Annotated in this window: 23 protein-coding genes and 1 pseudogene; 18 read left to right on the forward strand and 6 right to left on the reverse strand. The window is 48.3% G+C overall.

The window, feature by feature from the left end; translation table 11 throughout:
* Positions 1 to 3: 3 nt before the first annotated feature.
* From NA624_RS08110 to NA624_RS08135, 6 genes and pseudogenes are all read right to left on the reverse strand, one after another.
* Positions 4 to 1,161, reverse strand: coding sequence for a RecT family recombinase (locus tag NA624_RS08110; RefSeq protein ID WP_077906562.1), 1,158 nt, complete (start codon positions 1,159 to 1,161; stop codon positions 4 to 6).
* Positions 1,124 to 4,324: a RecE family exodeoxyribonuclease gene (locus tag NA624_RS08115; protein WP_000017119.1), complete on the reverse strand. Its 3,201-nt coding sequence runs from the start codon at positions 4,322 to 4,324 to the stop codon at positions 1,124 to 1,126. Before NA624_RS08115 ends, NA624_RS08110 begins: the two co-directional genes overlap by 38 nt.
* 126 nt (positions 4,325 to 4,450) lie before the next feature.
* Positions 4,451 to 4,801, reverse strand: a complete 351-nt coding sequence (locus tag NA624_RS08120) for a hypothetical protein (RefSeq protein ID WP_023261969.1) — start codon at positions 4,799 to 4,801, stop codon at positions 4,451 to 4,453.
* 21 nt (positions 4,802 to 4,822) lie between these two features.
* Positions 4,823 to 4,981 carry a YdaE family protein gene (locus NA624_RS08125; protein WP_000917561.1) on the reverse strand — a complete coding sequence of 53 codons (159 nt, stop codon included), beginning with the start codon at positions 4,979 to 4,981 and terminating at the stop codon, positions 4,823 to 4,825.
* A pseudogene (locus NA624_RS08130) lies at positions 4,974 to 5,138 on the reverse strand (hypothetical protein); the annotation flags it as partial. The gene NA624_RS08125 and the pseudogene NA624_RS08130, both read right to left, overlap by 8 nt.
* 241 nt (positions 5,139 to 5,379) lie before the next feature.
* Positions 5,380 to 5,784, reverse strand: a complete 405-nt coding sequence (locus NA624_RS08135) for a transcriptional regulator (RefSeq protein WP_001009038.1) — start codon at positions 5,782 to 5,784, stop codon at positions 5,380 to 5,382.
* Positions 5,785 to 5,913: 129 nt separating this feature from the next.
* Here NA624_RS08135 and NA624_RS08140 point away from each other — a divergent pair, with 129 nt between their 5' ends.
* The 18 genes from NA624_RS08140 to NA624_RS08225 all read left to right on the forward strand — a co-directional run bounded on the left by NA624_RS08140 (position 5,914) and on the right by NA624_RS08225 (position 18,029).
* Positions 5,914 to 6,150, forward strand: coding sequence for a transcriptional regulator (locus NA624_RS08140; protein ID WP_000869364.1), 237 nt, complete (start codon positions 5,914 to 5,916; stop codon positions 6,148 to 6,150).
* Positions 6,116 to 6,490: a CII family transcriptional regulator gene (locus NA624_RS08145; protein ID WP_001574095.1), complete on the forward strand. Its 375-nt coding sequence runs from the start codon at positions 6,116 to 6,118 to the stop codon at positions 6,488 to 6,490. Before NA624_RS08140 ends, NA624_RS08145 begins: the two co-directional genes overlap by 35 nt.
* A 537-nt stretch (positions 6,491 to 7,027) precedes the next feature.
* On the forward strand, positions 7,028 to 7,825 hold the full coding sequence (locus NA624_RS08150) for a YdaU family protein (RefSeq protein WP_049793561.1): 798 nt from the start codon (positions 7,028 to 7,030) through the stop codon (positions 7,823 to 7,825).
* Positions 7,826 to 7,827: 2 nt separating this feature from the next.
* Positions 7,828 to 8,577, forward strand: coding sequence for an ATP-binding protein (locus NA624_RS08155; protein ID WP_000800012.1), 750 nt, complete (start codon positions 7,828 to 7,830; stop codon positions 8,575 to 8,577).
* A 10-nt stretch (positions 8,578 to 8,587) separates the two neighbouring features.
* A complete protein-coding gene (locus tag NA624_RS08160; protein WP_000113621.1) occupies positions 8,588 to 8,935 on the forward strand; it encodes a DUF977 family protein in 348 nt (115 codons plus the stop codon).
* Positions 8,932 to 9,333, forward strand: a complete 402-nt coding sequence (locus NA624_RS08165) for a ParB/RepB/Spo0J family partition protein (protein WP_000065341.1) — start codon at positions 8,932 to 8,934, stop codon at positions 9,331 to 9,333. The genes NA624_RS08160 and NA624_RS08165 overlap by 4 nt, the downstream gene beginning before the upstream one ends.
* Positions 9,330 to 9,782, forward strand: a complete 453-nt coding sequence (locus NA624_RS08170; RefSeq protein WP_000151011.1) for an ead/Ea22-like family protein — start codon at positions 9,330 to 9,332, stop codon at positions 9,780 to 9,782. Before NA624_RS08165 ends, NA624_RS08170 begins: the two co-directional genes overlap by 4 nt.
* Positions 9,779 to 10,588: a dATP/dGTP pyrophosphohydrolase domain-containing protein gene (locus tag NA624_RS08175; RefSeq protein WP_000208070.1), complete on the forward strand. Its 810-nt coding sequence runs from the start codon at positions 9,779 to 9,781 to the stop codon at positions 10,586 to 10,588. The genes NA624_RS08170 and NA624_RS08175 overlap by 4 nt, the downstream gene beginning before the upstream one ends.
* Before the next feature lie 519 nt (positions 10,589 to 11,107).
* The gene (locus tag NA624_RS08180; RefSeq protein ID WP_001217670.1) at positions 11,108 to 11,347 is read left to right on the forward strand and encodes a DinI family protein; all 240 of its coding nucleotides are present in this window, start codon (positions 11,108 to 11,110) and stop codon (positions 11,345 to 11,347) included.
* A 333-nt stretch (positions 11,348 to 11,680) separates the two neighbouring features.
* Complete coding sequence (locus NA624_RS08185; RefSeq protein ID WP_000929790.1) at positions 11,681 to 12,283, forward strand: DUF1367 family protein; 603 nt, start codon at positions 11,681 to 11,683, stop codon at positions 12,281 to 12,283.
* Positions 12,283 to 12,489, forward strand: a complete 207-nt coding sequence (locus NA624_RS08190) for a hypothetical protein (RefSeq protein ID WP_001549620.1) — start codon at positions 12,283 to 12,285, stop codon at positions 12,487 to 12,489. The genes NA624_RS08185 and NA624_RS08190 overlap by 1 nt, the downstream gene beginning before the upstream one ends.
* Before the next feature lie 2 nt (positions 12,490 to 12,491).
* Positions 12,492 to 12,773: a hypothetical protein gene (locus NA624_RS08195; RefSeq protein WP_001029458.1), complete on the forward strand. Its 282-nt coding sequence runs from the start codon at positions 12,492 to 12,494 to the stop codon at positions 12,771 to 12,773.
* Entirely contained in the window at positions 12,770 to 13,306 is a 537-nt protein-coding gene (locus NA624_RS08200; protein ID WP_000640172.1) for a DUF1133 family protein, read from the forward strand. The genes NA624_RS08195 and NA624_RS08200 overlap by 4 nt, the downstream gene beginning before the upstream one ends.
* A gap of 457 nt (positions 13,307 to 13,763) precedes the next feature.
* Entirely contained in the window at positions 13,764 to 14,270 is a 507-nt protein-coding gene (locus NA624_RS08205) for a YagU family protein (RefSeq protein ID WP_370693459.1), read from the forward strand.
* A gap of 671 nt (positions 14,271 to 14,941) precedes the next feature.
* Entirely contained in the window at positions 14,942 to 16,252 is a 1,311-nt protein-coding gene (locus NA624_RS08210; RefSeq protein ID WP_001100307.1) for a M4 family metallopeptidase, read from the forward strand.
* Between the two features lie 184 nt (positions 16,253 to 16,436).
* On the forward strand, positions 16,437 to 16,739 hold the full coding sequence (locus NA624_RS08215) for an HP1 family phage holin (protein WP_001519699.1): 303 nt from the start codon (positions 16,437 to 16,439) through the stop codon (positions 16,737 to 16,739).
* Positions 16,717 to 17,256: a lysozyme gene (locus NA624_RS08220; RefSeq protein WP_001208110.1), complete on the forward strand. Its 540-nt coding sequence runs from the start codon at positions 16,717 to 16,719 to the stop codon at positions 17,254 to 17,256. Before NA624_RS08215 ends, NA624_RS08220 begins: the two co-directional genes overlap by 23 nt.
* 308 nt (positions 17,257 to 17,564) lie before the next feature.
* Entirely contained in the window at positions 17,565 to 18,029 is a 465-nt protein-coding gene (locus NA624_RS08225; RefSeq protein ID WP_001549627.1) for a lysis protein, read from the forward strand.
* Positions 18,030 to 18,149 lie beyond the last annotated feature (120 nt).

The raw sequence follows: 18,149 nt of genomic DNA on the forward strand, positions 1-18,149 counted from the left end.
CAATTAGCCGATGTATTCCGGTTTCATATCGTCCAGGGTGACGCGGTACTTATCGTGCAGTTCGTCGCCAAGATGACGTTTAGCAGCGCCAAGCGTGCTTTCAGCTTTAGCAAACATCTCTGCGGCTTCCGGTTCGCCAGGGTTTGGAATTGAGTTGATCACTGCCTCGACTTTGTTCTGTGCATCGACCTGGTAATAGCGCTTCACTGCTTTGTTTTTTAATTCGGTGAACAGCGCAGTACCCAGCAACGCTTTCTGTGATTCGATATCCGCACGGATTGCTTTTGCCTGATCAACGGAACTTGCTGTATCAATGCGTTCGCGAAGATCGTCGGCAACAGCATCAACGTTAGCTGCCGACTCCTGCGCGCTGGTCCTGGTGCTAACCTCTCTGGTGATTTCCTGTACGCTCATGCGCTGGACTGGAGCAGGGTTAATCTCGCGTTCTTCTCGTTGCTCAACCTCATCAGGGCTGTACACGCCGAGGATCACTTCCGGGCAGTACAGGCGAGCCCAATATTTAACGCCCAGATAGGCAATTTGCTGTTTAGGGTTTGAAACCCATAGCGGAGAATTGCGGGTAACAACGCCGGAGAGGTAAAGAGGTTCTCCCCAGGTGATTTCAGATTCACCTCGCAGAATGGCACCAACCTGAACGAACAGGCCGATCTCGTCCTCATCTGTCCAGCCACGAACGCGCTCAGTGACGGTGTACTTCCCATTTTTACCGTTTTTATCGCGTGTGATTTCCTGTGTCCTGGTGCAGCGCTCCCAGTCACCCCCATAGCGGTAATGAAAACGGCCATGAATGGCACTGGAGCTTGCGATTACTGCGTTGACCAGTTGTGCCTCGTAACCAAGAACACCGTTAACCAGGTGTGTTTTCTGCGCCACAGCGTAAGGGTTCATGCCCCATTGCATAGCCTGCATGACGATAGCCATACAGTCGGCTGGTTTCCCTGCAAGGTGTGCCGGTACCGTCACCTGTGAGTCTGCCATCAGGTTAGCGAAAGCTGTTAACTGACCCAGTGCCTGAACGTTAAAAATTGCGTTACTGGCAGAAATGGTGTTTGGTGCCTGCTGCTCAGTGGTAACAATATTTGTGTTTTCCATGATTTTCCCCTTATGCCTGTACGCGCAACGCTTCAAGGCGGCGCACATCAAAATCGTTCAGTTCGTCGGTGTAGTCTTCTGTGATAGGCGCTGGCCATTCACCAGTGTCGAAGCCGTTTGCTATCGCTCGCATTGTTTTGCGGTATTCCAGCATGCCAAGTTCCAGCAACTCGGTAGACGCCTCAATGATGGCGACCCAGTGGTAGTTCTCGTCTTTGTTGACGAAAATCCAGAAAAACTGGTCCAGCGCCGCAGTTTCGCAGTACATGGCCGCGCTCAGGTGATAGTCCCGATCGACGATTTCCCGGTGCAACTTCGCACGCAGGCCTTCCTGCTTGATGTTCCACATGCTGATAGTTTTCAGGTCGGCGCCAATGCGCAGGCCGCCCATATCGAGCTCAAGGTCAGGGCGTACCCGAACTTCCAACCCGGTTTCCTCATCAATCCCAAAATAGCTAACCTCGACAGCGCGGCTTGGGTGAGTCAGCAATTTGCCGGCGGTCGGGTGCTCCAGCAGGGCTTTCTGAATGTTCAGCGCGGTGCTGAGCTGTTGGCGGGTGACCAGCACTTTCCCTTCGGTGTTCTCCCGCCACGCATCCAGCAATTCGTCGGCGAATACCGCTGCCGGGTTGACTGATTTCACGGCCTGAATCAGATCGGCCTTCGTGCCAGAGACTTTCAACGGCGACGATTTTTGCGCTTCCTGAGCGACCAGGTCAGGGTTGATTATTGCCAGTTGCTCCAGCAGCGCGTCACGGCTGCCGCTGGTTTTAACCGGCGCGGGCAGGGTGGCGTTGTACTCTTTGATGCAGGCTTTCATCGCCGTGGCTGTATGTTTGGTGCCGTTTTCAATGCGCTGGAATTCTTCGGGAAGCTGCTCATACGATGCATAGGTTTCATCTACCGAAGCTCCAAGCGGCATCTGCGACGGCAGGGTGGCGTTGTACTCTTCCAGCAGCGCTTTGATATCATCAGCACTCAGCAGCGCTGGCAGGCTGGCGTTGTGCGCGTCGATGAACTCGCGCAGGGTGGCGGTGGTGGTGAAAGCACCCTCAGGGATCTCCGGCTCTACGCTGAACTCCGCTTCGAGGTTTTCCGGCTGTAGAGCCAGAGCATGTACCAGGTTGCCCATATCAAGCACTGGAGAGCGCTCTTTGACGATAGTCTTCTCTACGTGACGCGCGTTAAAGTACATCAGCGACACGCGAGCATCTTTCACCTGAGTTGAGCTGATCCCGTTGGCGGCGTGGTAAACCTCGTTTGGTACACCTTCATAGCGGCCCGGCTCGAAGTATTCCGGCCAGGCTGCTTCTGGCTCTTCTTGTTGCGATTCCGGTACGTTTTGTTGCGCCTCAGGTTCAGATTGGCTCACAGAATCGTTGTTCTGGTGCGTCTCAGCCTGATTCTGGTTCTCTACGGTAACTGCTTCTTTACCAGTACCCAGATCGCCTTCGCCTGCCTGCACCGCATCACCAGCCTGTTTTTCATCACTGTCAGCTTCTTGAACCTGCACATTGCTGGTGATCTCCGGATTCGTTTCTGTGCCATGAGTTGATGAGTTCTGCATTAAAGCGGACACGTCGAAAATACCGTTGCCAACATTTTTAACCAGTTCAGGTTCGGTGGTCGGCTGGCTTGTCTCGGTTTTCACCCATTTTGGGTCGTTCGGGTCGCTGATGCCCTCGACGTATTCACCGCGTGCGGCTGCCAGTTGTTTACCAACATCAACCGGGCTTTTGGGTGGAATGTTTTTACGTGCTTCGTACAGTTCTGCCCGTATTTTCTGGTAGCCTGCTTCTGTCTGGCTTACAGGTGGCTCATTCTCCAGCGGCTGCGGGTCCGGATGATGTTCAGTTGTGTCCTGTTCCACTGCTTCAGGCGTTGCTGGTTCATCTGCCAGTTCGCCTGCCGATTGTGGTTTTTCTTCATCACACTGAAATCTCCCTGCCTCAATATCCCGCAGACATTTACCCGCCTGACGAAGCCTTGCTGCATTTTCTTCATGGGTTGTTGGGGGGTTATCAGGCGCATATTCGTACCAGTCCGGATCGCGAACACCATGAACGGCAAGAAAGCTTTCGCACCACGTCCGGCGAAGATCAGGATTACCGTTATGTACGGCCTTTGGTGCCTTGCGTACCAGGTCAATAATGGTCTGTCGGTCGTAGCCTTTGATGTCGGGGATAATGCCCACTGTCATCGACATTCGCTTCCAGTCTTCCCGGTCTTCGGCGATGATACGTTTTGCAAAATCCATTGCAGGACGCAGGTTATTCAGATCCAGCTCCTCACAGAAACCACAAGCGAGCTCATAGTTAATCGTTCTGTGTGTCGGTTTTTCGCTACGGCGTGGACGTTCTGGCTTATTTACGTCGGCGACAATTACTTTATGTGGCTCGGATTTTTTAACGGGTGCTGGTTTATTCTTCAGGCGTTCAGCCCATTCCTTAACCAGCAGGCCGCGGTTAATGTGTTCAGCACTGAACCATTCCTTAAAAAACTTAATAGTGGTGCATAACTCAGGCACTTTTCCATCGACAGGAAATACCTGTTTATACGCATTCACTGCTTTGTGAATATCGTGCTCGATAGCTTTCTTGAACGCTTCAACATTCTCGGCGGCAAGCAGCAGGTTCTGGACATACGAATTATCGGTGTCCATTTCGAGACGCAGAATTTCTTTTTTCTGGGAGGCATCGACGTGATAAAGATACTCACCTTCACCAATGTACTGAGCAAGAACGCGGTGACGGAGGGGCATAGTTGCGACAACCGTTAGCTCGGGGGCTGGGGCTGTTGCCTGGGCAGGGCTGTTGCTTTCGTTACCAAAATTTTCGGTGTGGTCTTCCAGCACTTCGCCTGTTTCGGTATCAACACCATCGACGATATGCTGGCGCGCCGCGGCGGCGGCTTCAGATGATGGCAGGGTGACGCCGGGGATTTGCGTCCAGGTCATATTGTCTTTAGCGAGCTGATAGTAATCGCAGAAAGTGAGGCTCAGTTCGCCTTCCGGCGGCAGCTCGTTAACGACAGGGAAATTAGTAGCGACAGCTTTGAAATAATCTTTCAGCTTCGCACCGGATTTAATCAGAAGATAATCCAGTGTTGCATTTGCCGCTTCAAAATCATCACTGCACCAGAGTACAGCGTCTTTCTGGCCTGATGATTTCTTTGCTTTGCGGACTAAAAATACAGGATTAGTTCCACTCATTGTTTTGTCCTCAATTCGTGTAGAATGGAGGTGCCTTAACAGCACCCCGATATATCTGGTTGTTAGGTCCGGTTCGCTTTGGTCGGTTGGACCGGACAGGGCACGCCCGCTTCGGTGGGCGTTTTCTTAATGGATGGTCTGATAAAATTTTTCTGTGTAATCAAGCTTGTAACTTCGGTAATTACCAAACCCTGCTTGTTCTCCATCACTTACCTTGACTGTGAGCAGCGAAATGGCTTCTACAGCACAATGAGGACAGTCGAACTTTCCGAGTACATATCCACCGTCGAGAATCACAGTGGTTTCGCCAGTTGAATTTGAGTGAATAACGCCTGAGACTCTCTTTTCGCAATTGAATAAAGCAATGCTCTTATTAACTGCTTTCAGGTTCATTTCGATTTTTAAGATTTCCATAAGTTCTCCAGTCTTAAATTCAGGGTGTAGGAAGCCACGCCAAATTAATGGCGAATTTTTCATTTCATATTTCGGAACTACTATTTAACTTTCGTGCGCCATCTGGTCGTATTCAGCGCACTGCCTGGAACAATATTCCTTTTCTTTGCGCGCCAGTTGCAAGCCGTTGAGATAGAGAAGGGTGTTTTTTACTTCTTTGCCTTCATCAATGGATTTGCGGCAGTAACCGCATTGTTTAAGCATCCGGATCTCCTTTTTGTGCCAGCAGGTAGCAGAGGCGGCGGATTAAAACCTCAATCCGGTTGAGCGGGACAGCCTGCTGTCGAGCTGGTTTACGTGCGAAATCAATCATTCTCACCCTCGTTTGCCTTATCGCCGGCCAGCGGAACGTTTTACACCTGCTGCGCGTTAACCTTGCCATCTCATCCCGGTCTTCGTATGCCCCGGGCGGCTACTTCGTGGGCGTCCTGCCTTGATGACTCGTTGCTGCGTTTGATAGGTTAAGTATTATCGATTCAATCGATATATGTCAATTAAATTTGATGATTAATTTTACAGGGAAGATTAAGAAAGCGAGATGTGGGTGAATTAATGACATAAAAAAACCGCCAGTTAAGGCGGTTAGTAGTTTTAAAGCTGGTTTAGCGAGAAGGAGGCTCTATTTTTCTGCGTCTTTGGTATTCAGCCATGAAATCGTCTAGTTCTTGAAGTCTGGTGCCTGCAAGCTCAATAAAACGGTCTTGTTCAACAGTCGGTAGCTGATCAAATATTTCTAAGAGCCGCTTTTGTCGGTCATTGAGATCTGTTGGACCACCTTGTGTTAGACGTTCAGGCACATCCGATTCCTCATCATCCTCCATGAAGAACCAATACAACGGCTTACCCGTGGCCTTAGGTAACAACTCTAAGATATCTTTTCGGGGAAGAATGCCGGACTGACACCAACCATTAACTGATTGAGAGGTAGCGCCGACTCTACGACCTAACTCAGATTGGGTGATCCCAGTCTCATTAAGCACTCTTTGTAAACGCTCTCCAAAGTTCATTTTTCGTTCTCGCACAATTACATGGTTTCATTATACAGATTTTTTCTGTAGGTATGGCTATCGAAATAATTTGACAGTATCGATTAAATTTGAATAATTGGTTGTATCTTCACTCAATGAGACCGACCAATGAAAGTAACTGTTCAACGCAAGATCCTTTCCGTGTGTAGCCAGGCTGAGTTGGGACGCCGACTTGGTCGCCGTGCTCAGACCGTTAACGGCTGGTTTAAAAACAAAGTTCCCGGCGAACTTGTAGTTCGAGTGGCAAGAGCTATTGACTGGAAAGTCACCCCACACGAACTGCGTCCTGATCTCTACCCAAACCCAACCGATGGCTTACCAAGCCAAGAGGCATCAGCCAAATAACCATAGAGGATATTTACCCATGGAGAACGCAATTGCACGAAAGTTAGACCCACCAGAAATCAACCCGATTGAGATAGAGAGTGTTCTGCTCAACCGGCTTGCATCAGTAGGGCAGAAATCATACGCCGAGCATATGGGCATCAGCGAGTCGACAGTCAGCAGGCGTAAAGCTGAGGGATATTTCTGCAACATGGCGAAAGAGCTGGCTTTTCTTGGGATTCAGGCCGCGCCACCGGAGGCGGTACTGGTATCCAGAAACTATCTCACAGCTGTAGAGATTCTCGCTGATGCCGGGCTAAAGGCTGAACGAGCCAGGCCGGATGCGCTGGGGTGGGATTGAAAATGGCAGCAACCAAAAAGGCGAAAGCCGCGGTGAGGGGTCACCAACGGCTTTCAGGTGCAATTCATTGCGAATTCATTGCGGGGAAATTATGTCAGTAACCAGTATCGAGGTAAACATCCAGCCAACCCACAAATGCTCTTTTTGCGGAAAGACGAATGTTGAAGTGGCTGGCGTTTCTATCTGCCAGAAATGCGTCTTTCAGTGCGTTGATATTGTCTTTAAATACGCAGAAAAGACGAACTCTCCAACGTATTAAATTCAGGGGTATCTATGCAAAGTTCACCATGTGGCTTAAGGCTTCTCTCCAGTAGCGCATTCGTATGCCTTAGTGAGGGCGTCGATCAGGCGAGGAACTTCCCCTACGTGCATCTCAATTTCTCGGCAGATATTCAATTCTTCCGAATTAACACCAGGGCAGTGATTGATAGAAATTGTAAGCGAATTGTCATGCTCATCGTATCTGACAGAAATTTCAGGTCTGTGCGGTGTTGCTATGAATTTGTTCATTTTAACTCCATGGTCTGTAGGTATTTTATGGCTGCTTTACCTTACATGCAATTGTACATAGCTGATTATCTGGCAGATACCATGCATCTGTCTACAGAGGAGCATGGGGCTTATTTGCTGTTGATGTTTAACTACTGGCAAACGGGGAGAGCTATTCCGAAAAGTCGTTTAGCAAAAATTGCACGACTTGATAACGAGCGTTGGATTTCCGTTGAAGAGTCGTTAAGTGAGTTTTTTATCGACAATGGTGAAGAATGGATACATGAACGTATTGAACAGGATTTGGCATCTGTTCATGCGAAGCTGGAACAACGTTCTGCCGCAGGAAAGGCCTCAGTAGCAAAGAGAAAAGCCAATAAAACAATGAAAGTTGCACGAGAAAGCAACGTGTGTTCAACGCTCGTTGAAAGTTCGTTAGAGCGGAATGCTAACGGAAACTCAACTAATAAAGATAAGAATAAGAATAAAGATCTAAAAGAATTAAAAGATCCCCCTAAATCCCCCACGGGGGGAGATAGAAATAATTTTAATCCGCTTTCGATTGAATTACCGGAATGGCTATCCCCGACTCTTTGGGCGGAGTGGGTGGGTTATCGCAAACAACTTGGTAAGCCAATTAAAACCCTGCAAGGGGCCAACGGCTCGATTAATAAACTCACAGCATACAGGACGCAGGGGCATAGCCCTGAGTTCGTGGTGAAACTGACCATGGAAAATGAGTGGAGGGGGCTACTTGTTCCTGAGGAAACTGCGAGCAAAAAGCGTCGTGACGTAAACGAAATATCTCAACCTGATAATTCGATCCCTACCGGATTCAGGGGGTAACGATGAAAAACGTAATCGGTACTGGCAGTGCGCTTGATCGCCTGAAAAGAATTATCCCAGCCAGTGTGCAGCCGAAATTCTCGACTGCTGATGAGTGGCGGGCATGGCAGGAAGCCGAAGGGCGTAAACGCAGTGAAGAGCTTGACAGGATGAATCAGAAATCCCGCACCGAGAAGATTTTCGGACGATCTGGCATTCAGGATCTTCATCGTAGTTGTACGTTTGCCAACTACGAAGTAAGCGGGGAGGGGCAGCGAAAAGCGTACACGATGGCAAAAAGTTATGCCCAGAACTTCGGTAGCGGATTTGCGAGCTTTGTGTTCAGCGGTGGTCCGGGAACCGGGAAAAACCATCTTGCGGCGGCAATCGGAAATCATCTGCTGGCCGGCGGTCATAGCGTTCTGGTGGTAACCATTCCTGACCTGATGCTCAGGGTTCGTGAGTGCTACGACGGTGGGCAATCAGAAGCGTCCCTGCTTGATGACCTTTGCAAAGTTGACCTGCTGGTACTGGATGAAGTCGGTATTCAGCGCGGGAGCAGTGGTGAGAAGGTCATTCTCAATCAGGTTATCGATCGCCGTCTCTCATCGATGCGACCTGTTGGCGTTCTGACGAATCTTAACCACGAGGGGCTGTTGGATTCACTGGGCGCGAGGGTTATCGATCGCCTCCAGATGGACGGAGGGATGTGGGTGAATTTTGACTGGGGAAGCTACCGGAAAAACGTTAGCCACCTCCGGATTGTGAAATAAGGGGTTAAAAATGGCCCGACCTAAAACACACAGCGAACGGATGATTATTCTTGAGCGGATTATCGGTCTGGTGAAAGAGCAGGGGCGCATCACGACGAACGACGTCGTTGCGATTTTCGGCGTGCACCGAACCACGGCGGAGAAATATCTGCAGATCGCGTTAGTGCGCGGAGGTTTCATCCGCCACGGGCGGTGCGGCGTTTTTCGTGACCAGCGGGCAGTAATTGATTATGACCTGAAGCGTTATAGCTGCAACAAGACAACCGGATTTTCAGCGCTACCGGCACTGGAGAAAAGCCAGGTAATGCAGGTTTATGGAGCATCCAAAATGAGCATCAACAAGGGGGTAGCCCAATGAGCAACATCAAAGGTCCGCTTATCAGCAGTCAGCGCTACCTCGACAAGGCAAAGGTAAACGACAGAGCGGCAAGATTTAAGCGTTTTATCGTATCTGTTTACCCGATAGTTCTGCGTGGGCAGCAATACACCATCCTGATGGATGGCCACCACAACTACGCGGCGGCAAAACTGGCTGGCATAGAACCTGATTACCGACCAATCACCAAAAAGGTGCAGCGTATTCTCGGTGAGATGTCATGGCGCGAGCGTGAGGCATTCTTCATCAACAACGTTACAGACAGCAACTACTACTTTGTTGAAACAGGCGAAGTGGTTCATGAGTTGGTTATGCCTGATACGTCCTGCAAATTCCAGGCGCACGCAGGTAACCAATGGATTTTTGGAGGTGCAGCATGACAATCGACAAACGTGCGCTGCGTGAAGTGGCGGAAAAGGCTACGCCGGGGACTTGGCGCCGCACCTCATCACTGTTCAATGGCATCACGGTAACGCCATTTTCTCTTTGCGGTGAAGAAGTGACGTTGGCCCATACTGTTGAGAAACGTGACGCGGAATTTATCGCCGCAGCCAACCCCGCCACCATGCTGGCGCTGCTTGACGAGAATATTCAACTCCAGCGGGAAAAAGACGCAACAGAGGCCGTAGCGCTGGCGCTGCGTGATGATATGCGGGATGCGCGGGAGCAACTGGAAGAAGCAGAAAAGCAAGTGGAAGAATTCACGATGTGGATTAAGCGTCTGGCCCACTCACTCAGAAACGCCAAGCCGAACAGCAAGTTATACGGTGCCGCAATGGACTATTTGAGCCGTAAGGGGTTAATCAGTGTGGAGGATGTATTGAGATGACCACTATTACCAAAGAATGGCTACAGCAGACCATCGCTGAATTTGAAAACACTCGCGACGATATTCCATTTGGCCTGAACGATGACGACGCCAAAATTCTTATTGTGCTGAAGCGTGCGCTGGCAGCGCTTACCGCTGAACCTGTGGCGTGGACTGACGCTGAAGAACTGCGGGATTTACGTACATTCGGTTTTTGCGAAATGTTCACAGTTGAACCTGTCAGTAAGGATGCTGATATGTATCGCGTTATCCCGTTATACACAGTCTCGCAACCAGTACCAGAACGCGAACGTATTCGCCGTGAACATGCTGAATGGTCTGATGCCACATTCGGCGATGTTGGCCCCATCGGTCCACTGAAGCACCTCTCGAAAGAGGCATTGGAAACTGCCGCAGAACCTAGCGACCTCAGCGAATGGGCTGATATGCAATTCCTGTTATGGGATGCACAACGCCGCGCTGGTATTACTGACGAGCAGATTGCCCTGGCGATGGTGGAAAAGCTGGCGGTGAACAAGAAGCGCGAATGGCCTGAACCGAAAGACGGTGAGCCACGACTGCATATTAAAGAGCAGTCAGCGCCGGTAATTCCGGATGGTTGGATAAGCTGTAGTGAGCGGATGCCAGAAGACGAGCAAGAAGTAATTGTTCATAACAAGTTGGGATATCGTTATGTTTCATATTTTGATGAGCATTCTGGACTATTTTTTGACATGCGAGGCGGCAATCAGATGAACTGCATTGAGCATATCTTGGTTACGCACTGGATGCCGCTGCCAGCAGCACCAGAACCAGAGCAGAGCTAATGTCCCGTATCTACATGCCGGTCCTGTGATCGGCATTAGTGAAAAATCAAAAAATACGAATCAGTGATTTGTAATCAACATTTCTTAGGTTTGTAGATATGCGAATAATAACCAGGAAGAAACCTGCGTTCACTGACCTGTACCAGACTGGTGTTCTGACGCGTATAGCAGCCGTTAAGACTGACAGTGGCGGCTGGCGCCTGTTTGGAGTGTGGCGTGATCAGGATATCGCTGTATTTGTGGAAGCGGCGCGCGGCGGCATCCGGGAATGGTCCGGCTTAAATTATCTGGCTGAGTTTGTGTTCAGTTGTGGCATTAGTCTCTGGGAGGTTCACAACAAGACGGACCGGAAAACTCCGGCATGAAGTGTTGCGTCATAACCCGCTTCGGCGGGTTTTTCGCCTAAAATCTGATATGAAACAACATGCTAGCTTTTGCAAAAAGTGCTATTCACCTCTTGAATATTCTTTCTAACAGGTATACTGTGTTTATATACAGTAGTTAAATGTAGAGGGAATTATGAGAATTGAACTTGTTATCAGCCGGACAAAACAGCTTCCGGAAGGTGCCGTTCCTGCGCTTGAAAAAGAATTAATTACCCGTCTCCAGAATCAGTATGAAAACTGCAACTTAACCATCCGTCGAGGCAGTCAGGATGGTCTGAGTATCGTCGGTGCTGCTGATGGCGATAAAAAACGTATACAGAGCATTCTGCAGGAAACGTGGGAAAGCGCTGACGACTGGTTTTATGCATATTAAGCATCGTGGAGTCGCAGACGTTTCCAGAAATAAAGTCAGTGTGACGGGGGTTACATGTTAGAAGACTTACCAGAATCAGGGTATGCGGTTATACGTTGTTACGATCATTGTGTAGTGGCAAGGTTCGGTAGTATTCCGGATAGCGGACGCGCTCTGATGTATCGTCGTGGTGACGAGATATCTTTTGTTCCCCTTCACCCTGATGACATAGTTGGAACTCCAACATTATTTACGCAAATGTTAGAAAAGGCAGGCTATCGAATTACCCGTTGCTTTGATACACTTCAAATGTAGGCCTGAACAACCTGCACCTGCTGCGCCACGGAGAACACCATGGCGCACGAATTACAACTCATCAAGCAGTCATCTGGAATTCTGATCCCCGCTACGCCGGAGACCAGTGATATTCTGCAATCAAAAATCAAACTCGGCGCCGTGCTGGTGGCTGAGTTCCGTCAGGTGAGGAATCCTGCATTCCATCGCCGCTTTTTCGCGTTGCTTAATCTCGGGTTTGAATACTGGGAACCCACCGGCGGCGCCATTTCTGCCAATGAGCGCAAACTGGTAAACGGTTATGCAAAGTTTCTCGCTGCATATGGCGGGAATGAAAGCGCATTACTGGATGCGGCTGAACAGTATCTGGAACAGATTGCAAACCGCCGGGTAACAAACGGGATTAGCCTGTGTAAATCATTCGATGCCTACCGCGCATGGGTGACGGTTGAGGCTGGTCACTATGACGCCATCCAGCTACCGGACGGCACCCTTCGCAAACATCCCCGCAGCATCGCTTTTTCCAGCATGGATGAGGTCGAATTTCAGCAGTTGTATAAATCCGCGCTTGATGTGCTCTGGCGGTGGATTTTATCACGTACATTCCGTACTCAGCGCGAGGCCGAGAACGCCGCCGCCCAGCTCATGAGTTTTGCGGGGTGATGGCGATGAAATACTCCTGGTTCCATCATCATGACTGCACAACCGAGCAGGCCGACACGCTGATATCGGATTATCAGAAGCGGGGCGTAAGGACAGAAAAGAGCCTGAACTCTGACTTCATTACCTGGACTGTCAGCGCCCGGCTGCCTGAAGGCAATAAACCACCGCGTATAAATCGCCAGTGGCAAAACCGGATATGGGGGTGAGCATGGCTATTTATCGCAGCAAAAAGTGGCTCGCCGCCGTCGGGCAGATCGAGCGCTGTGTTCTTTGTGGAACATGGGGAACGCAGGTGGCACACCGGAACGAATTAAAAGGCATGGGGCTTAAAACTGACGACTGCGCGACCGCTGCGCTTTGCCCGGAGTGTCATCACGAAATCGATAACGGGAATAAGCTGAACAGGGAAGAGCGCCGGTGTCTGATGAACAGGGCGATCGTACTGACAGTGATTAAACTTGTACGCATGAGAAAGGTGGTACCGAAATGATTTATCCAACCAGTACCGGAAAACCGGGCGAATATTTTCGACTGAATACACTGGAAAGCGTGTGGATTCAGGGAAAACTCCGTATGTGGGGGCGATGGTCATACATCGGCAGCGGTAAACCCGGCAATATGTTTAACCAGTTGCTGGCCTCCAGAAAACTGACAAAAACAGCCATCAATGAGGCTTTACGCCGTCTGAAAAAATCAGGAACAAGCAAGCCAGAGCTGGAGGCCTTTCTTCGTGAAATGATGAACGGGAAACAAAAAAGCTGGCTGGCGCATTGTACTGATTCCGAGGCCATGTTGATTGACCGCGTGATTGGTACTGTATTAGCTGAGTATCCGGCGCTGAAAAAGTTGATTCACCAGCGTTACGAAGGGCGGGGAATGAGTAAGCGCAAAATGGCTGAGCGATTGCAGGACGTTAATCCGGAATGGTGTTTTAGCACATGTGAGAAACGTATCGCGCACTGGCTGAAGGTTGCTGAATATATGCTATATCGGCCAATGCATGATGAATTTTGTTATAGCTAAAAAAGTATTGCTTTTTTACGTATAAACTGCTTTAATTTCGCTATGCTTCGCAAAGCTGTATCGCGAGGCGAATAACAGACATGAACACAAAAAGAACCCGCCATTGAGCGGGTTTTGTCGTTTCTGAGTTATACATCCTGAGAGATATTGCAGAAAGATATTTCTGGATACACATAATGTAACCAGACGGGTATTTACTGAATTTTATTGCGGGTTATAGAGTGACCTCGTCGCAGTGAATCCACCTGAGCGGATGGGCGGAAATGGTCATGAACATGAACGATCTAATCCTTATCAATGAAAATGCCCGCGCGTCACAGTATGACCAGCTAAAGGCGCACCGGGAGGCACCCGGCACCGCGACATCAGATTTTTTGGTGCAGTTCATGAACGTGAGAAATTTTGCGGGTTATGGTCTGAAATATGTCATTTATATCTGTTGAGGTATGGGATGGTTGTGGATTTATTAAAAGTGACCCCTCGGGATAAAAGGTATTACGGTGTGGCGGTTTTTTCAGGAGTAATAACTGGAGTTATTTCTGCTTTTGTTAAGTCAGGCACTGAGGCCATTCTTCCTCCACGTACGCCAGACAGAATAGCTCCTCCAGTGCAAATGCTAAATGATTTTGGGATTGACTGGCATAAACTGGTTTACAGCTATTCTGAACAGATGGTTTATTGGGGGGGGAATGCAATACATATCATTTTTTCAATTGTGGCAGCCATCATCTATTGCATCATTGCCGAGATTTTCCCAAGAGTGACCATGTGTCAGGGGATCGTGTTCGGTATTCTGTTTGCCATTATTTGTCATGGTATAGCACTTCCTGTACTGGGGTTATCTCCAAATCTCGCACAATTACCGCTGGATGAAATTGTATCTGAAATTGTGGGGACATGTCTCTGGATTTGGACAATTGAATTATTGCGCATTGCTCTGCGGAGCAAGATGGTTGAAACATAATTGTTGTGTGTAGGGGGGGGGAGAACCGGAATATGCTGGATTTACCATGCTGTAAAAACCGCATTTAAGCGGTTTTTTATTGTTTCATAAAGGGTGGTGCAGTCTGTATATAAGAAACGCCAAAATAATGAAGAGTGTTGCTGTGATGATTGCCATCTTTTCAAAAAGGTTCATAGATTCCCCGAAAAAAATCAACGAACCGACATGAAAACTATTGCAGGTGCCTCTCTGCAAGTTATAGATTTTCCTGGTTGCGGTGAACCACCCCTGAGCGGAGGGGTAAAAGAGGTTACAAGACAGGTTTTCCATTTAGTTGCAGCCATAGACATACGGACCACGGTAGTAACCAGCCAACGGTTCATCGGGAGGCACCCGGCACCGCGACAACTAAACGAAACAGGACAGTAATCAAGGGCTACTTCGGTAGCCCTTTCTGTATACAGTTGCCATGACGGAACGGGAGCGATTTCAGTAATAGTGTATGGCGGGTATCATTAAGAATTAAAAATATACACTCATCTTTATCTGGCAAGGTCTTTATATTCTTATAAATGCTGAATCATTTACGATTAATTATACTTCCTCCACGCTATCCGGCACTTCTATTTTTTCTTGCCATAACATCATGTTTTCTGTGGTGTATTTTCACACTTAAATCCCGGGAGGGTATTATGAATGTGTTTGCTTTATCTGCATTAAGTGGTTTAATGTTTTTTTCTTCATTAACATATGCTGCTAACTATGTGGATGCTTCAGTGTCCGGAGGAACTGAAAAAACAGGGGTTATAAAAACCAGTGTGCCTGTTGAGTATGATTCAGTAAAAGGTGAGTGTAAGACGCAGAACCCCGGCGTTATAGCAAAGAGAGTGACAAAAACAACCGGACTGGAGTTGAAGACTTTTAAATGTTCTGAAGGAAGTGCAGTAATTTCAGAGGGGAAATTCAATGGTTCTAATGAACCGTTTGGTGAAGCATATGCTTATATTACCGATATTTTAAATAAATATAAGGCATATCATAAAAAAGCCTTATTATCAGTTCCTGTTAACCTTTCATTTTATGAACGTGATGACTGGGGAGCCAACGCCTCATGGAATGCTCAGACAAAAACCGTAACACTAATATCAGGGAACAGTGGAAGCGGGATTTATACACCAAGTGGAAAAACAATTATTTATCATGAATTTGGACATGCGATATCTAACGCCGGGCAGACATCAGCAACATCTGAAGACAGCGCAATTGATGAAGCTTTTTCAGATATATTTACGGTATTCTTTAATAACCATGGAGTTTCCGGAGATGCTGTAGACTGGGATATTGGCAGAGGATATAGCAGAACCGGGGAGGCGATTCGCTATGTTGATTCTCCTAAAAGAGATGGTGCAGTAGAAAATATTCATGATATAACACCATCAATGAATCCGTATCAGCGTGGTGGATTTATAAGGAAAATGTTCTATAACTTATATAATAACCTTCGTGCAAGTGGCTTTGATAAAAATAAAAGTCTGGAACTGAGTTATATGCTTTTTTATGATGCTAATGAAGACTGGCATAAAGGCATGTCATTTGGTGATCTGACCCGTTCATTATATACTGCATATATGACATCTTATACTTCAACTTACAATGAGAAAAATCTTTTAAATGCAATGAGTGATGTTGGTGTATCACCTGAGGTTCAGTATAAAATATACAGTAAAGCAGGTTTTGTATCGAGGCTAAAAGTTGTGTACTATGATTATGATGGTAATTTCCATGAAGAGTTCACTCCACAGGTTCCTGTGGGGCAAACTGCATGGGTTAATGTTCCTATGTATGCTTCTGAATCCGTTTCCATAAGTGCACAGATAGATTATTATGGTTTTAAAGATTATCACTTACTCTTTCCGACTCCATGGGTAAACCAGTGTGTTATTACATGGGGGACTGTTTTTTCACCGCAGGCAGCGATAGGTAGTGAAAAATGTGATTTTTGATATTTATAAGAAATATTCAATCGGTGCTGACAGATATAAATAGTATTCTTAATTTGTATTAACGCAAATATGATTTATATGGAAGCACATTCACGATAAAGACCACCTACTGGTGGTCTGTTTTTTCTTTTTCCACTTACCCGACATCCGGGTAGTCCATTCCCGGACAGGGGAAGTTATGACAATGGATAAACATACGACATGGCTGGCCTACATCTGGGCATTAATCAGCGGCATATGCGCCCAGTGGACGTTAAACGACTATGGCGCTCTGATAGGTATTGTTCTGGGTATTGGTACGTTTCTGGTTAATAAGCATTACAAAAAGAAAGCAGAGCAGGCTCAGGCAAGGCAGGCCGCCGCGATGGAGGAGCGTAACAGGCTAATCGCCAGGATTCTGGAAAAAAACGACCATGACAGCACGTTAAAGATGCTGGCGGTATCTGAAATGCCGGAGGGCAGTAATGGCGCTCAGGACAAAAGTTAAATACGGTCTTTCCGCCGCCATGCTGGCGCTGATTGCCGCCGGTGCCAGCGCACCGCAGCTACTCGACCAGTTTTTACAGGAGCGGGAAGGAAATACGCTGGTGGCCGTTCGTGATAACGGCGGCGTCTGGTCAGTATGCCGTGGCGTGACTCGTATCGATGGTAAACCCGTTGTGAAAGGCCAGCGACTGACGCAAAGCCAGTGCGACCATTACAACGCCATCGAGCGGGATAAAGCGCTGGCATGGGTAAATAAACACGTTCATATACCGCTGACCGAACCGCAGAAAGCCGGTATTGCGTCGTTCTGTCCGTATAACATCGGTCCCGGTAAATGTTTTCCGTCCACGTTTTACCGGAAGCTCAACGCAGGAGATCGTAAGGGAGCGTGTGCAGAAATCCGCCGTTGGGTATATGACGGCGGCAAAGATTGCCACAACAGGGAAAATCAGTGTTACGGCCAGGTGATACGCCGCGACCAGGAATCAGCGCTGACGTGTTGGGGGATTAACCAATAAATTGTTGTCAGCGGAATAATTCACCAAAAAATGACATGGCGCCACAGGGGCGGATAACACAAAATCTGCCGATTTCTGATTTACGAAGGATATAAAAGCGAAAACCCCGAACGTTAGCGGCGATCGGGGTTTTCTGTTTCTGCACCTTGAATAAGGCAAGGGAGAACCTGTGATTGATATTAGCAAACTAATACGGGAGTTGCGACTAATGATTGAGCAATTACCAAACTGGAAATTTGTCCTGATCTGGCTGGTACTGTTTGTCGCCGCTATTGGCTATCTGATAGGACAAATCCGTTGGTGGTGACATGAATCGTATAACCACCGGCGTAATAGTCTCGTTGCTGATTATGGCCGCCGCGCTGGCATGGACAACGGACCACTACCACGGTAATGCCGTGAAATATAAATCGCAGCGCGACACCGCTACTCACAAGCTGACGCTGGCGAACGCGACAATTACCGACATGACGAAGCGCCAGCGTGACGTTGCTGCCCTCGATGCAAAATACACAAAGGAGTTAGCCGATGCACAGACTGAGAATGCTGATTTGCAGCGCCGCCTTGCTTCTGGTGGCCGGGTGCGCGTCAAAGGACGTTGTACAGTGCCCGCCAGTACCACAACCGCCAGCCCCGGCAGCGTGGGCAATGCTGCCACCGTCGAACTCTCTCGGGATTCTGGACAAAACGTTCTCGATATCCGCGCCGGAATCATCAGCGATCAGGCAAAACTGAAGTATTTGCAGGAGTACGTTCGCACGCAGTGCAGATAAAAAAATCCCCGCAGGAGGGAAAAGGAGCTTACCTGCGGGGGAGTTTCAGAAATGCATAAAAATGACAATGTCTCTGGGTTTGCGTACTACTGCATCGCGTTTTTATCGTACTGGCGGGAG

The sequence above is a fragment of the Salmonella sp. NW38 genome, from assembly GCF_051807745.1.
Lineage (GTDB): Bacteria > Pseudomonadota > Gammaproteobacteria > Enterobacterales > Enterobacteriaceae > Salmonella > Salmonella enterica.

Excerpts from the sequence above, each read along its gene's own strand:
- NA624_RS08225 (WP_001549627.1), top strand. The coding sequence starts at position 17,565 with ATGAATCGTATAACCACCGGCGTAATAGTCTCGTTGCTGATTATGGCC.
- NA624_RS08215 (WP_001519699.1), top strand. The coding sequence starts at position 16,437 with ATGGATAAACATACGACATGGCTGGCCTACATCTGGGCATTAATCAGC.
- NA624_RS08155 (WP_000800012.1), top strand. The coding sequence starts at position 7,828 with ATGAAAAACGTAATCGGTACTGGCAGTGCGCTTGATCGCCTGAAAAGA.
- NA624_RS08190 (WP_001549620.1), top strand. The coding sequence starts at position 12,283 with ATGGCGATGAAATACTCCTGGTTCCATCATCATGACTGCACAACCGAG.
- NA624_RS08140 (WP_000869364.1), top strand. The coding sequence starts at position 5,914 with ATGAAAGTAACTGTTCAACGCAAGATCCTTTCCGTGTGTAGCCAGGCT.
- NA624_RS08210 (WP_001100307.1), top strand. The coding sequence starts at position 14,942 with ATGAATGTGTTTGCTTTATCTGCATTAAGTGGTTTAATGTTTTTTTCT.
- NA624_RS08220 (WP_001208110.1), top strand. The coding sequence starts at position 16,717 with ATGGCGCTCAGGACAAAAGTTAAATACGGTCTTTCCGCCGCCATGCTG.
- NA624_RS08125 (WP_000917561.1), bottom strand. The coding sequence starts at position 4,981 with ATGCTTAAACAATGCGGTTACTGCCGCAAATCCATTGATGAAGGCAAA.
- NA624_RS08165 (WP_000065341.1), top strand. The coding sequence starts at position 8,932 with ATGAGCAACATCAAAGGTCCGCTTATCAGCAGTCAGCGCTACCTCGAC.
- NA624_RS08145 (WP_001574095.1), top strand. The coding sequence starts at position 6,116 with ATGGCTTACCAAGCCAAGAGGCATCAGCCAAATAACCATAGAGGATAT.
- NA624_RS08160 (WP_000113621.1), top strand. The coding sequence starts at position 8,588 with ATGGCCCGACCTAAAACACACAGCGAACGGATGATTATTCTTGAGCGG.
- NA624_RS08195 (WP_001029458.1), top strand. The coding sequence starts at position 12,492 with ATGGCTATTTATCGCAGCAAAAAGTGGCTCGCCGCCGTCGGGCAGATC.
- NA624_RS08115 (WP_000017119.1), bottom strand. The coding sequence starts at position 4,324 with ATGAGTGGAACTAATCCTGTATTTTTAGTCCGCAAAGCAAAGAAATCA.
- NA624_RS08175 (WP_000208070.1), top strand. The coding sequence starts at position 9,779 with ATGACCACTATTACCAAAGAATGGCTACAGCAGACCATCGCTGAATTT.
- NA624_RS08185 (WP_000929790.1), top strand. The coding sequence starts at position 11,681 with ATGGCGCACGAATTACAACTCATCAAGCAGTCATCTGGAATTCTGATC.
- NA624_RS08170 (WP_000151011.1), top strand. The coding sequence starts at position 9,330 with ATGACAATCGACAAACGTGCGCTGCGTGAAGTGGCGGAAAAGGCTACG.
- NA624_RS08150 (WP_049793561.1), top strand. The coding sequence starts at position 7,028 with ATGGCTGCTTTACCTTACATGCAATTGTACATAGCTGATTATCTGGCA.
- NA624_RS08200 (WP_000640172.1), top strand. The coding sequence starts at position 12,770 with ATGATTTATCCAACCAGTACCGGAAAACCGGGCGAATATTTTCGACTG.
- NA624_RS08180 (WP_001217670.1), top strand. The coding sequence starts at position 11,108 with ATGAGAATTGAACTTGTTATCAGCCGGACAAAACAGCTTCCGGAAGGT.
- NA624_RS08120 (WP_023261969.1), bottom strand. The coding sequence starts at position 4,801 with ATGAAAAATTCGCCATTAATTTGGCGTGGCTTCCTACACCCTGAATTT.
- NA624_RS08110 (WP_077906562.1), bottom strand. The coding sequence starts at position 1,161 with ATGTGCGCCGCCTTGAAGCGTTGCGCGTACAGGCATAAGGGGAAAATC.
- NA624_RS08135 (WP_001009038.1), bottom strand. The coding sequence starts at position 5,784 with ATGAACTTTGGAGAGCGTTTACAAAGAGTGCTTAATGAGACTGGGATC.